The sequence below is a fragment of the Synechococcus sp. H55.8 genome (assembly GCF_047462375.1).
Lineage (GTDB): Bacteria > Cyanobacteriota > Cyanobacteriia > Thermostichales > Thermostichaceae > Thermostichus.
This window is the reverse complement of the sequence record NZ_JANSJC010000035.1, coordinates 1-19664: the sequence shown is the minus strand read 5'-3', so window position 1 is coordinate 19664 and position 19664 is coordinate 1. Positions and strand designations below refer to the sequence as shown.

Annotated in this window: 19 protein-coding genes; 12 read left to right on the top strand and 7 right to left on the bottom strand. The window is 60.9% G+C overall.

All coding sequences use genetic code 11. The features are described 5' to 3' along the window. Positions 1-94 precede the first annotated feature (94 nt). From NW862_RS11895 to NW862_RS11885, 3 genes are all read right to left on the bottom strand, one after another. The gene (locus tag NW862_RS11895) at positions 95-1411 is read right to left on the bottom strand and encodes a bifunctional folylpolyglutamate synthase/dihydrofolate synthase (protein ID WP_414338181.1); all 1317 of its coding nucleotides are present in this window, start codon (positions 1409-1411) and stop codon (positions 95-97) included. A 59-nt stretch (positions 1412-1470) separates the two neighbouring features. Continuing rightward, the gene (serA, locus tag NW862_RS11890; protein ID WP_414334694.1) at positions 1471-3051 is read right to left on the bottom strand and encodes a phosphoglycerate dehydrogenase; all 1581 of its coding nucleotides are present in this window, start codon (positions 3049-3051) and stop codon (positions 1471-1473) included. Between the two features lie 220 nt (positions 3052-3271). Further along, positions 3272-3508 (bottom strand): DUF3148 domain-containing protein, encoded by a 237-nt coding sequence (locus NW862_RS11885; protein ID WP_414334693.1) that lies wholly within the window; start codon positions 3506-3508, stop codon positions 3272-3274. 497 nt (positions 3509-4005) lie between these two features. On the opposite strand from NW862_RS11885, the gene NW862_RS11880 reads away from it, so the two are divergent. The 5 genes from NW862_RS11880 (at position 4006) to NW862_RS11860 (ending at position 8113) form a co-directional block, all read left to right on the top strand. Further along, on the top strand, positions 4006-4227 hold the full coding sequence (locus NW862_RS11880; RefSeq protein WP_041438119.1) for a DUF2949 domain-containing protein: 222 nt from the start codon (positions 4006-4008) through the stop codon (positions 4225-4227). Continuing rightward, a complete protein-coding gene (gene mazG, locus NW862_RS11875; protein ID WP_414334696.1) occupies positions 4208-5290 on the top strand; it encodes a nucleoside triphosphate pyrophosphohydrolase in 1083 nt (360 codons plus the stop codon). Before NW862_RS11880 ends, mazG begins: the two co-directional genes overlap by 20 nt. A gap of 47 nt (positions 5291-5337) precedes the next feature. Next, positions 5338-6249, top strand: a complete 912-nt coding sequence (locus tag NW862_RS11870) for a transglutaminase family protein (RefSeq protein ID WP_414334692.1) — start codon at positions 5338-5340, stop codon at positions 6247-6249. 58 nt (positions 6250-6307) lie between these two features. Continuing rightward, entirely contained in the window at positions 6308-7516 is a 1209-nt protein-coding gene (locus NW862_RS11865; protein ID WP_414427213.1) for a VLRF1 family aeRF1-type release factor, read from the top strand. 90 nt (positions 7517-7606) lie between these two features. Then, positions 7607-8113: a DNA recombination-mediator protein A gene (locus NW862_RS11860; RefSeq protein WP_414334690.1), complete on the top strand. Its 507-nt coding sequence runs from the start codon at positions 7607-7609 to the stop codon at positions 8111-8113. On the opposite strand, the gene NW862_RS11855 is transcribed toward NW862_RS11860, so the two are convergent. After that, the gene (locus NW862_RS11855) at positions 8101-10839 is read right to left on the bottom strand and encodes a CBS domain-containing protein (RefSeq protein ID WP_414427212.1); all 2739 of its coding nucleotides are present in this window, start codon (positions 10837-10839) and stop codon (positions 8101-8103) included. The two genes, NW862_RS11860 and NW862_RS11855, sit on opposite strands and share 13 nt — an antisense overlap. 130 nt (positions 10840-10969) lie before the next feature. Continuing rightward, positions 10970-11518 (bottom strand): ribosome recycling factor, encoded by a 549-nt coding sequence (gene frr / locus NW862_RS11850; protein WP_414334688.1) that lies wholly within the window; start codon positions 11516-11518, stop codon positions 10970-10972. Positions 11519-12003: 485 nt separating this feature from the next. On the opposite strand from frr, the gene NW862_RS11845 reads away from it, so the two are divergent. The 4 genes from NW862_RS11845 to cpdA all read left to right on the top strand — a co-directional run bounded on the left by NW862_RS11845 (position 12004) and on the right by cpdA (position 15250). Then, entirely contained in the window at positions 12004-12687 is a 684-nt protein-coding gene (locus NW862_RS11845; protein WP_414427211.1) for a polysaccharide deacetylase family protein, read from the top strand. A gap of 65 nt (positions 12688-12752) precedes the next feature. After that, a complete protein-coding gene (locus NW862_RS11840; RefSeq protein ID WP_414334686.1) occupies positions 12753-13511 on the top strand; it encodes a PspA/IM30 family protein in 759 nt (252 codons plus the stop codon). A 197-nt stretch (positions 13512-13708) separates the two neighbouring features. Beyond that, positions 13709-14293 (top strand): photosystem II reaction center PsbP, encoded by a 585-nt coding sequence (gene psbP / locus NW862_RS11835; RefSeq protein WP_414334685.1) that lies wholly within the window; start codon positions 13709-13711, stop codon positions 14291-14293. A gap of 162 nt (positions 14294-14455) precedes the next feature. Then, positions 14456-15250 carry a 3',5'-cyclic-AMP phosphodiesterase gene (gene cpdA, locus NW862_RS11830; protein ID WP_414334684.1) on the top strand — a complete coding sequence of 265 codons (795 nt, stop codon included), beginning with the start codon at positions 14456-14458 and terminating at the stop codon, positions 15248-15250. Here the strand turns inward: cpdA and NW862_RS11825 are convergent. Together NW862_RS11825 and NW862_RS11820 are read right to left on the bottom strand one after the other, a co-directional pair. Continuing rightward, a complete protein-coding gene (locus NW862_RS11825; protein WP_414334683.1) occupies positions 15247-16089 on the bottom strand; it encodes an ABC transporter permease in 843 nt (280 codons plus the stop codon). The genes cpdA and NW862_RS11825 overlap by 4 nt on opposite strands. Then, positions 16086-16991 (bottom strand): ABC transporter permease subunit, encoded by a 906-nt coding sequence (locus tag NW862_RS11820; protein WP_414334682.1) that lies wholly within the window; start codon positions 16989-16991, stop codon positions 16086-16088. The genes NW862_RS11825 and NW862_RS11820 overlap by 4 nt, the downstream gene beginning before the upstream one ends. Before the next feature lie 63 nt (positions 16992-17054). On the opposite strand from NW862_RS11820, the gene NW862_RS11815 reads away from it, so the two are divergent. The 3 genes from NW862_RS11815 (at position 17055) to NW862_RS11805 (ending at position 19611) form a co-directional block, all read left to right on the top strand. Next, positions 17055-18209, top strand: a complete 1155-nt coding sequence (locus NW862_RS11815) for a homocysteine biosynthesis protein (RefSeq protein WP_414334681.1) — start codon at positions 17055-17057, stop codon at positions 18207-18209. Between the two features lie 142 nt (positions 18210-18351). Then, on the top strand, positions 18352-18885 hold the full coding sequence (locus NW862_RS11810) for a thermonuclease family protein (protein ID WP_414338152.1): 534 nt from the start codon (positions 18352-18354) through the stop codon (positions 18883-18885). Positions 18886-18942: 57 nt separating this feature from the next. Next, positions 18943-19611 carry a cofactor assembly of complex C subunit B gene (locus NW862_RS11805; RefSeq protein ID WP_414348747.1) on the top strand — a complete coding sequence of 223 codons (669 nt, stop codon included), beginning with the start codon at positions 18943-18945 and terminating at the stop codon, positions 19609-19611. Positions 19612-19664: the final 53 nt, after the last annotated feature.

The window sequence follows — 19664 nt, the reverse complement described above, 5'->3', positions numbered from 1 at the left end:
GTGGGGTGACCCGCCGGTAACCTAGCTCGGTGCCAGGCTCACCTCTGCCCCCCCACCACCCAACGGGGGGGCTAGTCTTTGCTCAACCCCGCTGTCAACGGGCCAATCCCCATCCCAAGCATTCCCGCATCACTTGGCCCAATAGATACAAAGACCCGCAAACCACAGCCGGTGGCTCCCCAACAGCTTGAGACTCCTGCATCTGAACACAAAAAGTAGACAAATCGGGCAATGCTTGTGCTGAAGCGAGATGGGGTTGCAGGGTTTGGGCCAGTTGGGCCAGTTGTTCGGGATCTGTCCCTAAGTGTCCGGCAATTGGCAAGGCGAAGAAGGAATCTCCCGGTCGCAGCAGGGTGCTGAGAATACCTTTGACATCCTTGGTGCTGAGGATACCGACATACCAGGCAAGGGATCCAGGTTGGTGCTTGTCTAGATAACGACGGAGAGCCTGGGCGGCGGGTAAGTTGTGGGCTCCATCCATCAGCAACTGGCGGCAACCAAGCTGCACCCGTTGTAAGCGCCCCGGCCAGCGGGTGATGGCAAACCCCTTTTCTACGGCGGCATCGGGGATCTGCCAGCCCTGTTGTTGTAGGGTTTCCACAACGGCAAGGGCTACCGCTGCATTGGTGAGTTGTACATCGCCGCTGAGGGGCAAGGTGAGGATCTGCCCTCGCCATCGGACGGTTTGGGGTTGCAACCATTGCAGGGGTTCAACCACCCGTAGGGGGCTTTGCAACTGCTCTGCCTTGGCTCGGATAACTGCTGTAACCTCTGGGGTTTGGGGTGCGCACACTGCTGGGATCCCTGGCTTGAGAATACCCGCCTTTTCAGAGGCAATTCGGGGCAGGCTGTTGCCCAAGCGCTGCCAATGATCCCAGCCGATGGAGGTGATGGCGGTCACCACGGGCTCGATCCCGGCATTGGTGGCATCCAGCCGACCACCCAAGCCCACTTCTATCACTGCCACGTCCACCTTTTGCCGGCGGAAGTACAGCCAAGCGGCAGCGGTGATGACCTCAAACTGGGTGGGAGAAGCCTCGCCAGGAGCATAGGTTTGTAGGCAGTCGCGCACTTGGGCCAACGCTTGGCTCCAGTCGTTGGCAGAAATGTACTCCCCGTTCAGCCAGATCCGCTCCCGCCAGTCCACCAAATGGGGAGAGGTGTAGCGACCGACGCGATAGCCCGCTGCCCACAGCACGTGGCTGACCCAGGCACAGACGGATCCCTTGCCGTTGGTGCCGGCCACGTGGATAGCCGGGATCCCGGCTTGGGGCCGACCCAGGCGCTGCAGCAGGACTTGCATGCGCTCCAGGCTGAGATCCACACCAAAATGGCCCAGCGACTCCAGAAACGCCGGCCAATCCCAGTCTGGGATCTGAGGCAGGTTTAAGGACAGATCGCTCTGGCTCAAGCCAAGACTCCGTCTCGCTAGCTAGGGGAAGTGAGGTTTGGGGATCGCTACCAGCGGCTCTAGAGGTTCACCACAAAAGCGTCGCGAATGCCCGGCTGCTTGAGTACCTCTTCTAGGATCCCATCTGGCAGGGGATCATCTAAGCTGAGCACCATTACTGCATCGCCGCGGATGATCTTGCGGCCCACCTGCATGCTGGCGATGTTGACATTGTAGGCTCCCAGCAGGGTGCCAATTCGCCCGATGATCCCGGGCATATCTCGGTGCAGGGTCATCAGCATGTTGGCGGAAGGGGGCACATTCACCGGGAACTCGTCAATCTGGGTAATCCGCACCTCTCGCTCCCCGATCAACGCCCCCGAAACGGAGCGGATCCCATTGGGGCCATGGGCAATCAACGTCAGGGATCCCGAATAATCTTTCAAGGAGGGATCTCGAGTTTCCACCACCCGAATGCCCCGTTCTTTGGCCTCGATGGAGGCGTTGACGTAGTTGACCCGTTCCCGCAGCGCCAGCGTCAAAAGCCCTTTGAGGGCGGCAATGACGATCGGCTGCCCATCTTTTTCCGCCAGATCTCCCTGCAGGCGGATCTCCAACTGGTTGACGCGATCCCCAGCCAACTGGCCAACCAAGTTGCCCAAGGTTTCGGCCAAGTCCAGGTAGGGTCTCAGGTTTTGCAACACCTCTGCCTGTAAGCCGGGGATATTCACGGCAGAGCGGGCCGGCAGCCCCAGCAACACATCGCGGATCTGCTCGGCCACGTCGATAGCCACATTCACCTGGGCTTCTTCGGTGGAGGCCCCTAGGTGGGGGGTGAGCAGGACTTCCTTGCCCAAAGAAAACAGCGGAGAGTCCTTCAGCGGCTCGTTGGCAAAGACATCCAAAGCGGCTCCGGCAATTTGGCCGGATTTCAGGGCTTCGTACAGCGCCTGTTCATCCACCAAGCCGCCACGGGCACAGTTAATTAGGCGAGCAGTCGGCTTCATCATACGGAAGGTTTCGGCGTTGAACAGGTTGGTGGTTTCAGGCGTTTTGGGAATGTGCAGAGTGATGTAGTCCGATTCCTGTACCAAAGTCGTGAAGTCCACCAGGCGCACCCCCAGTTGCTCTGCCCGCTCCATGGAGAGGTAGGGGTCGTAGGCCAGCAGCTTCATCCCCATCGCCTTGGCAATCTGGGCCACGTGGGAGCCAATTCGCCCCAATCCCACAATCCCCAGGGTTTTTTTGTAGACTTCTACGCCGACAAACTCCTGCCGATTCCATTGGCCCGCTTTCAGAGAGGCATTGGCATCCGGTATGTGGCGCGAGAGGGCCATCATTAAAGCAATGGCGTGCTCGGCAGCGGCAATGGTGTTGCCCTCGGGCGAGTTGACCACCAGGATCCCGGCTTTGGTTGCGGCAGGCACATCGATGTTATCGACTCCAACACCCGCCCGCCCGATGATTTTCAAGTTCGTCCCCGCCTCGATCACCTCGCGGGTGACCCGTGTGCCGGAGCGCACCATGATGGCATCGTAGCTGGGGATAACCGCGATCAACTGCTCTGGGGTGAGCTGGGTTTGCACATCCACCTGAGCCACTTGAGAGAGGATATCGATCCCCGCCTGATCGATGGGATCTGTAACGATAACTCTGGGCATAAGCAGCGCTGGTCTTGTGGGATGGAGGGCAACAGAAGCAGAAGAACCAATTGCTGCCAGTTAAGGCGGATCCCAGCGGATAAGCCAAACCTTGATCCAACCTCAATTGGCACACTTTAATCTACCGCGAAAGTCCGCCGGTAAGGTGAAAACTCAATTCTGCAGCAAGCTGTCCGATCCCAAAAACCCATCGAGCTGCCTTGGAAGAGAGATGGGCCCGTTAAGACAGGGATCCCACCGGGGCAATATATTTCCCGTCGATGAGAAAGACGCCATTGGCAAATTGCACACAATAGGTGCCCAACAGCCGCCGCTGCAGGATCACCCCTTGTTCGTGCAAGCGGATCAAATGGGCCGGGCGCAACATCGGCATCGGGTCAGCCGTCTTTAGATAGGGCGGTATCTCCACCACCTGAACCGTCGCCCCCACCGGCAGTAACCCCTGAGCTTCAGACATAGGGAGAGTTCATGCTGCAACCATCTCTAGCTTAGCCGAGACCTAGGCCGGTGCAGGCCCGAAACCTGACCCGACCCAAACAACAAGGCAAAGCCCAGAACCCACTGGATCCCTGAGCCATTAATGTAAGATTTTTATCTTAAGTACCGAAGTTGCCAGGATAAAAAGGTAACATCTTGCTCAAGCTCCCTGGTTTTTCCCAAGAGGAAAAGCTAGCCAGCCTTTTGAGATGCTGCCAACTGTTCGTGAGTCTGCTATCATACCATGACCTCTTCCAACTGTTTTTTGTATCTTTGGATACGAAAACCTCATTTACCCGAGTAATCTAGGGGTTTTCTCGCTGTGGAGCTGTGGGCGCAGGGCTTGGCAAACCGGCCTTTGGCCCACTCGCTGGCCAGATCTTTGCCGAAATCCTATAGGAGTGTTAAGAATAGTTACATTGGTTGACTATCTTCTCAGTTTTCACAGTCGTCCTTCTTCAGCGCCGCGAAACGACCATGCTAGATCCGATTCCCCCCCCAGCCCTTGAGGAATATCTGTTGGAAACGGGTATTATCGACCGTTCTCAACTGAGTTTGGCCAAAAAGCTGCAGCATCGCCAGCAAGGGCCGTTGCTGATGATTCTTTTGGAGTTGAGTTTCATCGATCTAGAGCAGCTCAGCCGCCTTTTGGATTTGGGCCGCACCTACCCTTTTGACCATGCTGCAAACGCTGGATAGTCTTCAGCCCGACTGGCAACAGGCGCTGGCTCGGTGGTCTACTGCGGAGCAGGGATCCCTGCTGCTGAAAAGCTGTGGGGGAAAGGATCTGGGGGAGTTGCGCCGTTTTCTGCAACAGGTCTGTGCCCCTGTCCAGTCTGTTACGCTGCTGGCAGAAGGCTTAGAGGTGGTGGCCGGCCCCTTGACGCTTCAAAGCTGGGATCCGCAGACAACGGGCCATTTTGCCCACCTTTATCTGGAGCGTCCCGCCTCTACTCTGCACCTGAGTCGTTTGGCGGCGATTGTGGCTCGGTTGCGTGCTCCCGACGGCTGCCCTTGGGATCGGGCCCAAACTCCAGAGTCTCTTACTCCCTACATTCTCGAAGAGGCGTATGAGGCGGTAGCGGCCATTCGCGGCGGGGATCCGGCAGCGATTGCCGATGAGCTGGGGGATTTGTTGTTGCAGGTGGTGCTGCAGTCGCAGATCTTTGCCGAGCAGAACCACTTTGATCTGGAAGCTGTGGCGGCGCGGATTGCCGATAAGCTGATCCGTCGTCACCCCCACGTATTTGGGGAGGCTGTGCCGGCAGACCTGGCCGAGCTGCACCGCTCTTGGGAGCAGATCAAGCAAGAGGAGCAACCGGATCAAAGCCTTGGTCAAAAGCTGCTCCACTATGCTCAAAGTTTGCCCCCCCTGATGGCTGCTCTGAAGATCTCCCAAAAGGTGGTGGGAGCGGGATTTGAGTGGCCAACGGTGAAGGGGATCTGGGCCAAGATCCGCGAGGAAGAAGCCGAGCTGCGCCAAGAATTGGAAAGGGATCCCCCCGATCCGGCCCGACAGGCAGCCGAGTTGGGGGATCTGCTGTTTGCTCTGGTCGACTTGGGCCGTTGCTATGGCTTGGATGCTGCCCAAGCGCTGGCTCAGACCAACCTGCGTTTTGCCCGTCGTTTTTTGCGCATGGAAGAGCTGGCCCAGGAGCCGACAGGATCCATGCCCGGCGATGGCAAAGGCTCCATGCTCAAAGGACGCAGTCTCCAGGAATTGGAAGTTCTCTGGCAACAGGCCAAGCAAGACCATCCCTAGTTCGTCTGGGGTTGGGCCGGCTCTGAGGAGTATCCATTCACCGAACCGTGCAAATTCAAATCCGCCATTTCATCGAATACCGCTACAGTTGTCCGGTGCAACTGGAGCCCCACACTGTGCGCTTGCGACCCCGTTGCAACGGGATCCAAGCCCTCTTGGCCTTTGATCTGCAGGTGGATCCCCGCCCGGCAGGCCAATCGGAGCTGGTGGATCTGGATGGCAACGCGGCGGTTCAGCTCTGGTTTGGGGATCCCACCGAACATCTGCGCATCCAAACCCAGTCCACCGTGGTCACCCTGCGGCGCAACCCCTTTGACTATCTGCTCTGCGATTGGGCCACCCACCTTCCCATCAACTACCCCAGCACGCTGGCAGCCCAACTGCAGCCCTATCTGGCGACCCAGGCAGATGCCGGCATCCAAAGCCTGGCCTGGGAGCTCTGGGATCAGGTGCAGGGGGAGACGACGGCTTTTTTGCCGGCGCTTAACCAACGCATCTACTCCGAGTGCCGCCACATCTTGCGGGAAAAGGGGGATCCTTGGCCCGCCGGCCTGACCTGGCAGCGCAAAACCGGCGCCTGCCGTGACCTGACGCTGGTGTTTATGGAGGTCTGCCGCACCGTAGGCTTGGCCGCACGCTTTGTCAGTGGCTACCAGGTCGGTTCTTCGCAGCCGGCGGGGGAGACCACAGAGCCTGTGCATCGTCATCTGCACGCCTGGGCAGAGGTGTATCTGCCGGGGGCCGGTTGGCGGGGGTTCGATCCCACCCAAGGGCTGGCCGTGGCCGATGGCCATGTGGCTTTGGCGGCCAGCGCCTACCCCAGAGATGCCGCTCCTATCTACGGCCATTGGCTGGGCAGGGGTGTTCACAGCCACATGAGCTACACTATCCAGATCCAGGCAGAATCTTCTCCCCAAGGCCAAGCCCAACTGAGCTCCATCTTGCGTGGGATCCCTTGAGGGATCTGCCGTCGCATTCCCTACTTTAGATATCTTGCAGTGAAGCCCTTTCAAAACCATGGACGAGCTCAACACCCTGATCCGGGATTTGCAAGCTGCCTTTGGCGACAGCAGCACGCCGGTGCTCTCGTTATACGCCGACATCAACCCTGCCCGTCCTGAAAACGCCCGCCTTGCCTGGGTGGGACGCATCAAGAACGCTATCAAAGAGCTGCCGGAGTTCCGGGAGGGCAAGCGGGATCCTTCTCTCTACGAGCAAATCCTTGCCCTGCTGGAACAGGAGCGCCCTTCCGCCCGCACCCTAGTTCTTTTTGCCAGCCGCAACGCTGATGGCAAGCTAGTGCTGCGTCGAATCGACCTGCAGGTGGAGCTGCCCGTAGTGGATCTGGCCCACGGGCGGGTAGAAGCCCGCTGGGGTGAGCCGTACTTGACCCCTTTGATTTTCGCCTTCGATGAATATGAGCGGGCCGGGGTGTTGCACCTGTCCGGGGCCAGGTGGCACTTCTACGAGCTCTTTTTGGGAGAACTGCGGGAGGACACGGAAGTCTTTGCCAACATCAGCGCCGACGAGTGGCGAGAACTCCAGGAGCTGGCCGGCCGCATCGAGAATGTCGTTGCCGAGCGTCGCGCCCGCAGCGGCGGCACCTTCGACAAACTCTCCCCCAAGGAGCGGGAAGCGGCCAAGGTCAGCCTCTGGATGCACAAGCTTTACGTGCGCCTGGCCCACGCCCTCGACAAAGCGGTGGATCGCCTGGGCATCGAGCGCCTGGTGCTTATGGGCGAAGCCTGGCAGGTGTCTCACTTTGAGGGCTACCTCAACCGCGGCTTGCGCAGCCGCATCGTCGCGCGGGTGGGGCATCCGACCAATTTCCACGCCCCCACACCGCAAGACATCCTCGAGCGGGTGCTGCCCGTCCTGGAGGCCGCCGAGCGCCGAGGGGAACTGGCCTTGTTGGAGCGGATTCGGGAGCAGCCCGGCGCTTGGGGCGTGGACGCGGTGCTGGACGCTCTCCAACTGGGTCGGGTGGAAATTCTCGTCCTGCCCTGGAGGTTGGAGACTACCATCTGGCGCTGCCCAGACGGCTCGGTGGGGGGAACCCAGGAGATGGCCCGGCTCCTCTGCCCAGAGCCGCAACCGGTGGCGCTGCGGGATCAGGTCTGGGTGCTGGCCCGCGATTTTGGCGCCAAGCTGGAGTTTGTCCGTGGCGAGGCCGAAGACCGCTTGCTCCACGAATTCCAAGGAGCAGCCGCGCTGTTGCGCTGGTAGAGGCCGCGACCCAATAAGGCCGGATCCCAAGGCGAAAAATTGGGCTAGCATAGCCTAGCCAAGATCTTGAAAGTTTGCCGAGGGATCCCGTTGACCCAGTCTATTGATCTTCCCACCAGCGTTGACACCTTTTTGCAGGAGCTGGCCGCGATTCAGCAAGTTGGGCCGAAACGAGTGGCAATCCTGGGCAGTCGTCACGTGCCCATCACCCACCAGTACCTCATCGAGACCCTCAGCTATGCTTTGGCCCTCACCGGCAACCAGATCCTCACCTCTGGGGCCATTGGCACCAACCTGGCCGTGATTCGGGGGGCGATGCGGGCGGACATGAAATCGCTGACGGTGATCTTGCCGCAAAGCCTGGAGCGACAGCCGGCAGAGTCGCGGGCCAGCCTGGAGCAGGTGCTGCATTTGGTAGAGCACCCCGAAAATGACCACCTTCCCCTGGCAGAAGCCAGCCGCCTGTGCAATCTGGAGATCATCAGCAAGTGTCAGCAGTTGATCTGCTTTGTCTTTCACGACAGCGTCACGCTCCTGGATGCCTGTAAGCACGCCGAGGAGCAACACAAGTTGGTAACTCTCTTCTATTTCGATTGATGGGGCTCCTCGCTGGGTTGAGCTGGCGGCAAGGGAAAGTGTTCTTGTAGCCAGGCTTCGGCTTCTGCCGGGGTGGTGAGTTCGCCGTTGAGGGTGAGACAACGCAGTTGCTCCAAGATCGCCTGGAAAGAGCGACCTGGCCTATAGCCCAGACGACGCAGGTCATGGCCGTTGAGGAGCGGCTTGACCCAGTGCCACTCCTGCAAGTAGCGCCAGATCAGTCGCCGGGCCGGTTTGTCGGCAAGGCTGGCCAACAAAATCACCGCCGGGATCCGCAGCCCCTGCAGCCGTTGCACCACCTGGGCAGGAGACAGGGATCCAGAATTCAGTTGGGCCAGCAGGGTTTGGTAGTGGGGGAACTGGCTGAGGCGTTCGACGCCCGCTTGGGTGAGGTGGAGCTGGTTGGCTACCTGGGGCGCTTGGGGCAGTGTGAGGAGGAGAGCCTCGAGGCGCAGTTGCCAGATCTCCTGGGAGCCCAGCTCGGGATAGCGGCGGCGAAAGTGATGGGCCCAGCGGCCCACCCGCTGCAACCGCCGACACAGGGAGGGATCCCACTCCAGGTCGGGGTGAATACAGCGCAAGGCTCCCCATTCCGCCAGCCGCTCAAAAGCCTGCGGCCAATCGCGGGATTGGAAAATGTAGGCCAGCTCTTGCTTGAGGCGATCCCCGCCGACAGCATCGTGCAGGCCACTGGCCACGGCAGCGCGGATCCATTTTTCTGTGGTCGAGTCCAAGCTAAAGCCCAGGCGCACCGCAAAGCGCACTGCTCGATAGATGCGGGTGGGATCCTCGATGAAGCTGTTGGGGTGCAGGGCGCGGATGATCCCCTGCTGCAGATCCGCTTGTCCGCCGAAAAAATCCAGCACCTGTCCCCGCTGGGGGCCGTTGAGGCGCAGGGCCAGGGCGTTGATGGAAAAATCCCGCCGGTAGAGATCTTGTTGGATGGATCCCATGGCCACTTCGGGGGGCGAGGCCGGGTAGGGGTAAAACTCGGTGCGGGCACTGGCGATATCCACACAAAAGCCGCCTGGCCAGATCAAAGCCGCCGTTTGGAATTTGCCGTGGATCTCCAGCCGCGCTTCTGGGAAGTGCTGTTTGAGCGCTTGTCCCAAAATCAAGCCCCAGCCTGGGGGATCTGTCCCGGCGATAGCCAAGGGGTAAGGCCCATCCACCACCAAGTCCAGATCCAGCCGCTCCAGGTTGGGTGAGGGCGGGCGCCCCCACCGGTGCAGCAACAGATCTCGTACCGTTCCCCCGACCAGATACACCCTCAGGCCCTTTTCATCGGCGATGCGGGCGGCCTGCTCCAGCAACTGTCGATGCCGTTCCGACAGAGCCGCGAAGGTGAGATCCAGAGGGCAGGAAAGGGCAGGGGAAGCCAACTGCGGCGAGAGGGCCGGCAGCTCGTGTAGATGCCGCAACACGTCGGTGCGGGTCACGATGCCCACCAACTGGCCATCCTGGAGCACGGGCAGGCGGCCAATATCCCACTGCACCATCAACCGCTGGATCTCCGCCAGCGGCGTGTCGGGGGAGAGCGTCTTGACGTCGGTGGTCATGTAGCCCTTGACAGGGGCATGGCCAAACCCGTGGTGCAGGGCGATATCGATATCCCGCCGCGAGATCACCCCCACCAAGCGGCCTTGGGCATCCACCACCACCAGGCCAGAATGGCCATAGCGCAACAGCACCCGCTGCGCCTCGTCGATGGTGATCTCCGGTCGGATGGTGCGCACCGGGGCCGACATCAAGTCTTTGGCCGTCACCGGGGGTGGGATCCGCGCTTTGACCGCCTGGCTGAGGGCCGCCAGGACTTGGGCCGGGTCGGGCAAAGGCTGGTCGGGGCTGGCTTTCAGCGTGGCCGCCGCTGCACAGTCGTGGCCGCCGCCACCGTAGAGGGCCATCACCTGGCTCAGGCGGGCAAACTCCTGCCGTGCCCGCCCGATCAGGCTCAGCCGCTCCCCCTGCCGCGCCACCAAGAGCAGCACGTCCACCCCCGTCAGATCCATCAGCCGCATCACCAAGCCGGCCAAGCCGGGCACAAACTCCGGCAGCTCCAGCAGCCACGTTCCCAGGCGATACTCCCCCACCTGCTCTACCTGCATCTGGGCCAGCCCCTGGCTGAGCAGTTCGCGCATCTGGGGGGTGAGGCCATCCCCCAAAAAGCGCCGCAACAAGACCAGGTTTACCCCCTGCTGCAACAGCCAGCTCAGGGCGGCAGCATCGCGGGCGGTGGTTTCCGGGAAAGTCAGGGATCCGGTGTCCATGTGGATGCCCAAGGCCAGCGCCAGCCGCTCAAAAGGGCTGAGGGGGATCCCGGCAGCCTGCAGCCGCTCCACCAGCAATGTACAGGTGGATCCCACAGCCTCGATATGGCAGGTAACCTGCTGCTGCGGCCAAAAGCAATCTGGCGGGGTTTCCGGATCCTGGAGGTGGTGGTCGAAAATCTCAATCTGCGCGCCGGGGACATTCACCCAAGCGGCGGCCTTGCCCAGGCGATCCGGATCGTGGCAATCCACCACAATCCACCGCTGCACCTGGCGGGGATCCACCGAACGCAGCTCGATGAGGGGAAATTCATCCCGGTACAGGGCCAAAAACTCCTGTACCCCCGGCAGGGATCCCCCGGTCAAGGCAATGCGGGCTCCCGGGTACAGGCGCGCTGCCCCCACCGCTGCCCCCAAGGTGTCGAAGTCCGCCGCTTGATGGCACAGGATTAGATCCATGGACAGCTATGCCCGCCGCCTTCTTCCTTCCATCCTGGCCCAACCTGGGATCCCGGCCACAGGGAGAGAACTGCCGCTTGACTGCTGTGGGCCAAAAATGAATTGGCAGGGGTGCTTCAAGGACAAAGCCTTAAAGAGTGGTCAGTTCCTTTTCTTTTTCTGCCAGCAGCTCATCGATTTTCTTGATGTAGCGGTCGGTCAGTTTCTGGATATCCTCTTGCAAGCTTTTGGATTCATCTTCCGACAGCTCGCCGTTTTTCTCCCGCTTGCGCACCGAGTCGATGCCATCCCGCCGGATGTTGCGGATCGAGACCCGACCCTCTTCGGCCAGTTTGGCCACCTGTTTGCTCAGCTCTTTGCGGCGTTCTTCCGTCAGAGGGGGAATGTTGAGGCGCACCACCTTACCGTCGTTGCTGGGGGTTAAGCCCAGGTCAGAGGCGACAATAGCCCGCTCAATGGCCGCCAAGGTCGAGGGATCAAAGGGCTGGATCAAGAGAGTGCTGGAGTCTGGCGTGGTAAGGCTGGCCAAGGCCTTCAGGGGAGTGGGCACGCCGTAGTACTCCACCTGCACGCGATCCAGCAGGCTGGCATTGGCCCGCCCGGTGCGTACCGTATTAAAGGAGCGCTGTGTGGCTTGCACAGCTTTGTTCATCAACTCCTCAATCTCAGCTAGCTCCACGGCGTTTTCCTCGCTTTCAAAACAGTTTCCAGGCTTTGGCAGCCAACTCGACACCTCTACGGTCAGCCTGACCTCAATTTTACTGCTTCGTTGGGATCCGCAAGGGATCCAGATAGCGACAGCACGGCCAGATAGATCCAGTTTGCCCTAGTGCCGGCTCTTGGCTTCCCAGCAGTTGATGAGGTGAACCTCAGCCAAGCGGGATCCTTCCTACGCAAGAGATGGATCTAGAGATGGACCTATATTGCTAACGCTGGAAGAAGCTGCGACTGGATTGCTGTGGGCGGTCACACGTAAACTACATTGTTGTCCGGCTTCTCGCATTCCTCCCGACGCAAGGACTCCGTCCCGCTTCGCGACCAGCTACGCCAGAGCGCGGGGCTTCTGCGGTTTCTAGCTGAATGGGTTGCTTCAACTGCTCGCTCAACGCTGCCGGGAACTGGCTCTAGGCTCAAGCTATCTGTAGACTTGCCAGGCTAACGGAAATGCTCTTTTCTTCTCGGCAAATCTTGCCCTCATTCTTCTACCCACCCCTGCATTGGGGCCTCAAGATCCTCTTTCCCGAGGGCCTGTGGGAGCTGCCGGCAGATCCCCATGCTCGGCGGGTGGCCCTCACGTTTGACGATGGCCCTCACCCCGAGTACACCCCGGCTCTGTTGCGGGTTTTGCTGGATTTTCAGGTGCCGGCCACGTTTTTTGTCCTGGGAGAACGGGTGCAGCGCTGGCCCCACCTAGCCCGTCAGATCCGCCAGCAAGGTCACCGCATTGGCCTTCACGGCTGGCAGCATCGCTCTTTTACCCAGCTTGCCCCCGACGAACTGCGGCAGAGCCTGAAGCGCAGCCAAGCTGCCCTGGTGGCTGCCTGTGGCGGGATCCCCGGCGATTATCGGGCTGTGCGCCCGCCCAATGGCTTGTTTTGGCCGCAGACGCTTGTGGATCTGCGCCGTTGGGGCTTTTGTCCGGTGATGTGGAGCGTGGTACCCGAGGATTGGCTGACTCCACCGGTAGCGGTGGTGGTGGAGCGGGTGCTGGCCCAGGTACAGCCTGGCTCCTTGATCGTGCTGCACGATGGCGTTCAGGGGGGATCCCAAGTGGCTGAGGTGGCGCGGCAGTTGATCCCGGCTTTGAAGGAGCGGGGGTTTGAATTTGTCCACTTGCCGGATCCCTAGAAGATCTGTCAGTTGCGGAGAAAGTTAAATACAGTAGAGGCAAGAGCAAACAGGAGGGTCAGGTCATGGGTGCACGCAAGATCATCTACGGCATTTTCGGGCAACGGGCCGGCAGCGTCATCGTCGGAACTTGGAACTGGCTGTGGGGGCTCCCCGTGGACAAAGGGGGCACAGGGGCAGTGATGGTGGCGGAAGAATCCCTGCGCACCATGCAGGAAACGGTTCAGCGTCTCACCGAAGCCGTTGCCACCCAAGTGGCTGCCTATCAGCGGGCCGAGCAGAAGTACATGCAAAAGGTGCGGGAGTACCAGGCTCTGGAGAACAAAGCTCGCCTGGCCGCCCAACGGGGCGATCAAGAGGCGGCCCGCTTGGCCATGTCCCAAGCGCTGCAAATTGAGGCCATTCTCGGCCCCCTCAAAGAGAATGTGGAAACTGCCGAGCGCTATGTCAACGCGGCCAAGCAGAAGCTGGCCCGCGAAAAGGAGCGACTGGCCGCCTACAAGAGCGAGCTGAGCAACCTCAAAGACATCAACGAGGTGAACCAAGCTCTCGAGCAGATGACCCGTGTCAACAATTCCTACAACATCGACTCAGCCAAGTCGCAATTTGAGGCAGCCAAAAACGCTGTCCAGGCTCGCCAGCTCAAGGCCCGCGCCCTGAGCGAGCTTTCGGAAGATCGCAGCGAGCAAATTGCCGCTCAACTGGACGAGATGGCCATGGACGATGAGATCTCTCGCCGCTTGGCGATGCTGACGGGCCAGGGGGGCGCGCCGGCCAACCTGCCGCTGCCAGATTTGGACTTCGAGAAGCGGCTCCCTCAATAGCGGCAGCAGCTTCCCATTCTGGGGATCCCCTGTTTCCGGGTTCCTCGGCAACTGGGCCGAACATCTCCGTCTGAGCCCATGCGGTAGCCGTGCTGTACAAGGGGGAGCCTTGCCATTGAGGGTCAACGGGCTAGCGCTGATGCGCTCGTACTAGGATGATAAGGATAGGTAACCCATCTGAGGGGAGGATCCCAGCGATGTCAGCAGCACAGGGCGGGCATTCTGCCCGATTGGTTCTACGGCTGTCCAGAGCGTTATTGCTGCTCTGTGTCTGCCTCAGCCTTTTGACCAGTGCCTGCTCTGCAGGCTCCAACCTGCGGGCCTACAGGGATCCCAGCGGGGCCTTTGCCTTTGCCTATCCCAACGGTATGGTGGCGCTCAAGCTCGGGCCGGGGAAAGGGCCGACGGTGCTGCTGCGCGACCTGGTGTACGAGACGGAGAATGTCAGCTTGATGATCGCCCCCTTTGATAAGGGAGAGACGATCGCCGACCTGGGTGGCCCGGACGAGGTGGGGCAGTTGGTGGCAGAGAAGATCATCGCTCCTGAGGGATCCGGTCGCTCCGCCAAGCTGTTGGCTGCCGAAGCCTTTGAGCGGCAAGGTCAGCCCTACTACCTGTTTGAATACCAAACCGACATGGGATCCCAGCTTCGCCATGAAGTGGTGACGGTAACCGTGCGCCACCATCGCCTTTATACTCTGACGGCCTCCACCCAAGAATCCCGCTGGCCGCAGGTGCAAGCCGCTTTTAGGAATGTGGGCCGTTCTCTAAATGTTTCCTGAAGCTTTTTCTTGAGGATTTTCTCATGAAGGGGACGGGGCGGACTTGGGCAAGTTAAAGCTGGGCCTTCCAGATGGAGTTGCCTGCCGATCCCAGCCGGGAATCCGGTGCTAAAACGGTGGTGTTTTTTATAGAGGGGATCCCGCCTCTCTCCAGCCGCTTCCATGACTGTTTACGTGGTTCAGATCAGCGACCTGCATCTGTTTGCCAAGCCACACCAGCGGCTGCTGGGGGTGGACACAGAGACCTCTTTTCTGCAGGTGCAAAAGGCCATTGCCGCCTTGGATCCCTTGCCGGATGTGCTGCTGCTCACCGGGGATCTCGCCCAAGATGGCAGCGCCGCCGCCTACGCCCGTTTGCGAGAGCATCTGCAAGCTCTTCCCATCGACACCTATTGGCTGGCGGGGAACCACGATCGCCTTCATAACATGAACTCAGAGCTCCGCGCCGAGCGGGTACACGGGGAGAAAAGCTTCAGTCGAGAGAACTGGAGCTTGATTCTATTGAACTCTCTAGTGCCGGGCAAAGACAGCGGCTACCTGACGGAGCGCACTTTGCTGTGGCTGAAACAAGAATTGCAGCGGAGCAAAGCCGCCCAACACCATGTTTTGCTGGCCTTGCACCATCCTCCTTTTTCGGTGGATTCTCCCTGGCTGGACCAAAGTGCCCTGCAGCAGCCGGAGCGGCTGTTTGGGGTTTTGGACGAGTTCGACCACATTCGCCTGGTGCTCTTCGGCCACATCCACCAAGACCTGCACCGCCGCCGGCAGGGGGTCGATTACTTGGCCTGTCCTTCCACCTGCGTGCAATTTCGCCCCAAGAGCCCTCGGTTTGGCCTGGACGTGATCCCCCCGGCTTTGAGGCAGATATGGCTGGAGCAGGACGGCAGCTTCAAAACCCAGGTGCAGCGGGTGGAAGCCGCTCTGCAAACTCCTAACTTGGCCTTGAAAGGATACTAATTCCCTTCCTCTGGGATCGCGGTGGGCGCCAGTCCGACCGCTTGTCCCAAACAGAAACTGGCTGCCAACAGGGCCAGCCATCCCGGCAGCACCGACAGGAGGGCCACCACGGCCATCGAGGTGTGGTTCCCCCCCTGCAAGAGGCTGTAGAGCAACATCGGCAGGGTGAGCACCCGCCCACCGCCGACGAAAAAGGTGAGCAAAAATTCGTTCCAAGAGATCAAAAAGGCAAAGGCTGCCCCAATAGCTGCTCCAGGGGCCACGAGGGGCAACGTTACCTGCCACCACACCTGCCAGGGATCCGCCCCCAAACAGCGGGCCTGGGCCTCGTAGCTGCGGTCGAAGCGGGCAAACACACTGCCCATCACCAAAGCCATGTAGGGGATGGTCGGGATCAGATGCACCAAAACCACCCCCAACAGGGTGCCTTCCAGGCGCAGGCGGATCAGCACCCCTTGGATCCCCATCAGCACAGCCAGAGGAGAGGTGATGACCGGTAACAGCAAGAGCAGGCGCAGCCAAGCAGGCAGCGGGCGGGTGCCCAAAACTCGTCCCGCCGGGATCCCCACCCCTAGGGCCAGCAGAGTGGTGAGCAGGGCAATTTGTAAGCTCTGGCCAAAGGCTGCCCTGAGCTGAGATCCCCGCTCTAGGAACTCCTGCCAGCCGGCTAGGCTCCACGCCTGCGGCAGGGCATCGGGGAAAAACCAGGCCCGCGTAAAAGCCCAGAGGCCCAGCACTCCAAAGGGCAAGGCCCAAAGGAAGGTCACCCCGACCACCCCCAAGCGGAGCAGGGATCCCTCCATCCATCCAGAGAGGCTGCAGGCGCGGCGTCCTTTCACGGCTTTCTCCCCGGCGGCTGCAAGAAGGCTCCCCTGGCCGCAAACAGCCCCGCCATCAGGCTGACCACCGCGGCCGAGATGGCCAGCAGGATCACCCCCAACGCCACCGCCTGCTGCCGCTGCTCCAAATTGATATGGGTAAAACGCTGGTAGATCAGCACCGGCAAGGTGCGGGGGTAGGTGGGCCCCAAAAGCAGCGGGATCTCAAAAGCGCTGAAGACAAAACCAAAGATGAGGATCCCGGTGGCCAGCAGCCCCGGCCTGAGCAAGGGCAGCGTTACCTGCCAAAACGCTTGCTCGGCAGAGGCCCCCAACAGGCGCGCCTGCTGCTCCAGCTCGGATCCCATTCCCCGTAGCAGCGTCAGCGCCACCAGAGCGGCAAACGGGATCTCCTTCCAGAGCCAGTAGAGCAACACCCCCACGTAGCCGCGGTCGTTCACCCAGAGCGGGAAATCCTGATCCGAGGCAATCCACCCCAGTTGGAAGGCCAGCCGCGCCAGCCAACCGCTGGGAGCCAACAACAGCCACATTCCCGCCGCCCCCACCAAATGGGGAACCGGCAACGTCAACTGGGCCAGCCAGATGGCCCACCCCCCTAGCCCCCGCAACAACAGCGCCGATCCCAACCCCAAAACCAGCGCCAACCCGGTCGCCAGCAAAGCAAGCCCCAGACTCAGCAGCAGGGATCCCCACACCTCGGCATCTCCCAGGAGCTCCCCGTATCCCTGCAGGCTCAACCCCGTCCTCCCCAAGCCGTAGAGGCCGACACTCTGGGCCAGGGCCAGCAGCAGCCCACCGCCGTAGATCAGACCTACCAGGCTCAGAGCCGGCAGCAGCGGCCCGTACTGCCCCAGCCAGCGGCTTACCTTCCTGAGCCCTCCCCAGCCATCTAAGCTATTCATACAGCCATTGATCAGCCATTCGGGAACGCTGCCTCAAAGGACGCGGACTGCCTCTTGCACTCCATGGAAAGAACTCTAGACCAGATTAACCAACGCATTGCCAAAGGCCAGGCGCGGGTGTGGACGGCCCTAGAGGCCAAAGCCAAGCTGGCCACCCTGGGCATTGAGCAGGCTTTTGAGCAGGTGGATGTGGTAACCACGGGCACCTTTGAGCCAATGGAGTCGTCAGGGGCAATCCTCAACCTGGGCCATACGGATCCGCCCATTAAGATTCGCCAAGCCTGGTTGAACGGGGTGCCCGCCTATGCCGGGTTTGGCGCCGTGGATCTCTACATCGGGGCGGCCCAGCCCAGTGAGCAAGCCGAGCACCCCTATGGGGGCGGCCATGTTATCGCCGATCTGGTGGCCGGCAAGCGGGTGCACCTGCGGGCTGTTGGCCAGGTAACCGATTGCTATCCCCGCGCCGACTACGAGTCCACCCTGACACGGGATCAGCTTAACCAGTTCTACTTGTTCAACCCCCGCAACGCCTACCAAAACTTCATTGTCGGCGTCAACGGCGGGGATCGGCCCTTGTACACCTATTTGGGCCTGCTGGAGCCGCACCTGGGCAATGCCGTCTATTCCAACCCAGGCGAGCTCTCCCCCCTCCTCAACGACCCCCTCCTGCGCCGGGTGGGGATCGGCAGCCGCATCTTTCTGGGGGGCGGCAGCGGCTACATCGCCTGGGAAGGCACCCAACACTTCCCGCGGCAAAAGCGGCTGCCCAACCATACCCCCATCGGCCCGGCGGCCACCTTGGCCCTCATTGGCGACGCCAAACAGATGCAAGCGGAATGGGTGCGAGGCTGCTACTTCCGCAACTACGGCCCCAGCCTGATGTTGGGGGTCGGGATCCCCATCCCCATCCTCTCCCCTGCCGATCTGGAGCCCATTGCTGTCCGGGATGAGGAACTGGTGGCGCCGGTGATCGACTTTTCCATTCCCCGGCGGGTGCGGCCCACCTTTGGCCTGGTGAGCTATGCCCAGCTCAAATCCGGCTACATTGTCCTCAACGGCCGCAAGGTGCGCACTGCTCCTCTGGCCAGCCTGCGCCGCTCAATGCAAGTTGCCGAGATCCTCAAACAGTGGATTGTCAGCGGCCAGTTTACTCTCACCCAGCCGGTTGCCCCTCTGCCCCTGGATCGGGAGTTTCTCGCCCAAAACCCTCATCCATAAAGGGATCCCCATCGCCAAAACCGGCCATCGGATCCCTGGTAAGGGGTTGTCTTCCAGGCAGTTGCCGCTACCATTACGCCTTAGGTGTTGCCGGTAAAGGCTCCCTGGGGGAAGGGGGCCGGTATCCGCAAGGGGGAAAGACATGTTCCGGCGTATTGCTTTTGGCTCGGCGGTGTTGGGATGGCTCCTGGCCCTGCCCGCCTTTCCCGGCCACGGGTTGGGGGAGCGGCGGGTCGTGCCCGACACCCTCTTCTACTTCGACAACCACTATTTCGATCGCTACCCCGAGGCAGTGGTGGTGGGCGTAGTCAATGGTGACACGCTGGTGGTGCAGATCGAAGGGGAACAGAAACTGCGCCTGATCCGCTTGGCCGGGATCCAGGGCCTCAGCCCGGAGGAGGATCCCTTTTACCAGCAGGCGATTGAGCTGATGCGGGAGCGTATCCTGCGCCGCACCGTCAAGCTGGAAGGGGACAAGCTGCTGCGCAACGTCGATGCCACCGGCTTGGTGGAGGCCTACGTCTGGCTGGAGGGCCAGCAGATGAACGCCATGCTGGTGCGCAACGGCCTGGCCCGCATCATCCCCTACAGCCACAACATTAAATACGACAGCTACTTCGGTGGCCTGCAAAAAAGAGCCCGCCAAGAGCGACTCGGCATCTGGAGCCGTCTCTAACGCCTTGGATAGCTCTAGACTGGGTTTACTGGGCACTCTTAGATACGTCTGCCTGCTTTGAGGGTTAAATCCACTCCAGCTTCCCGGGATCCCAACCGCTGGCTGAGGCATCTGCCTTTGGTGACCGGCCTTTTGGGCAGCGCCCTCTTGGTTATTAACCGACTGGCTTTTACGCCGGAACTGTTCGCCAGCCAGTCCCGCTCTGATGCCTTGGGGATCCTCCTCAGCGCCATTTTGATCCTGACCGGCCTGCTGTGGCAGCAGATCCAGCCCCGTCCCCCCCAGGCATCCCCCCTGCAGGGGAGTTCAGGCTGCGATTGGCACCCCGACCTTTCCGAGAGCGAAAAACTGGAGCTGGCCTGGGCCTCCCACACCCTCCTTAGCACCACTGCTGCCCGCACGGTAGTGATCTGGGTGGAGGGGCGCACCCTACTGCAGCGGGGGATCCTGGCCAGCCCCGGCCAGTTGCCCTCCATCCGGCCCCAGAGCATCTTGCAGCGGGTGTTGCAGACCGGACGGCCCGTCTATCTGGTGGATTTGAAACTGTTCCCGGCCCGCGCCGAGTTCGAGGGCCTGCTGCCCCCCGGATCCCAGGCGGTTCTCTGCCAGCCCATCGGCCAGAAGGGATGCCTCATCTTGGGCAGCGACACCCCCCGCAGTTTCAGCCGCCAGGAGCAAGCCTGGATTGCCGCCATTGCCGACAAACTAGAAACCCTACTCGCCTAGCTCCCCTCTCCCTTTGGGAGAGGGGCTGGGGGTGAGGGCAGACTCCCTTTGGG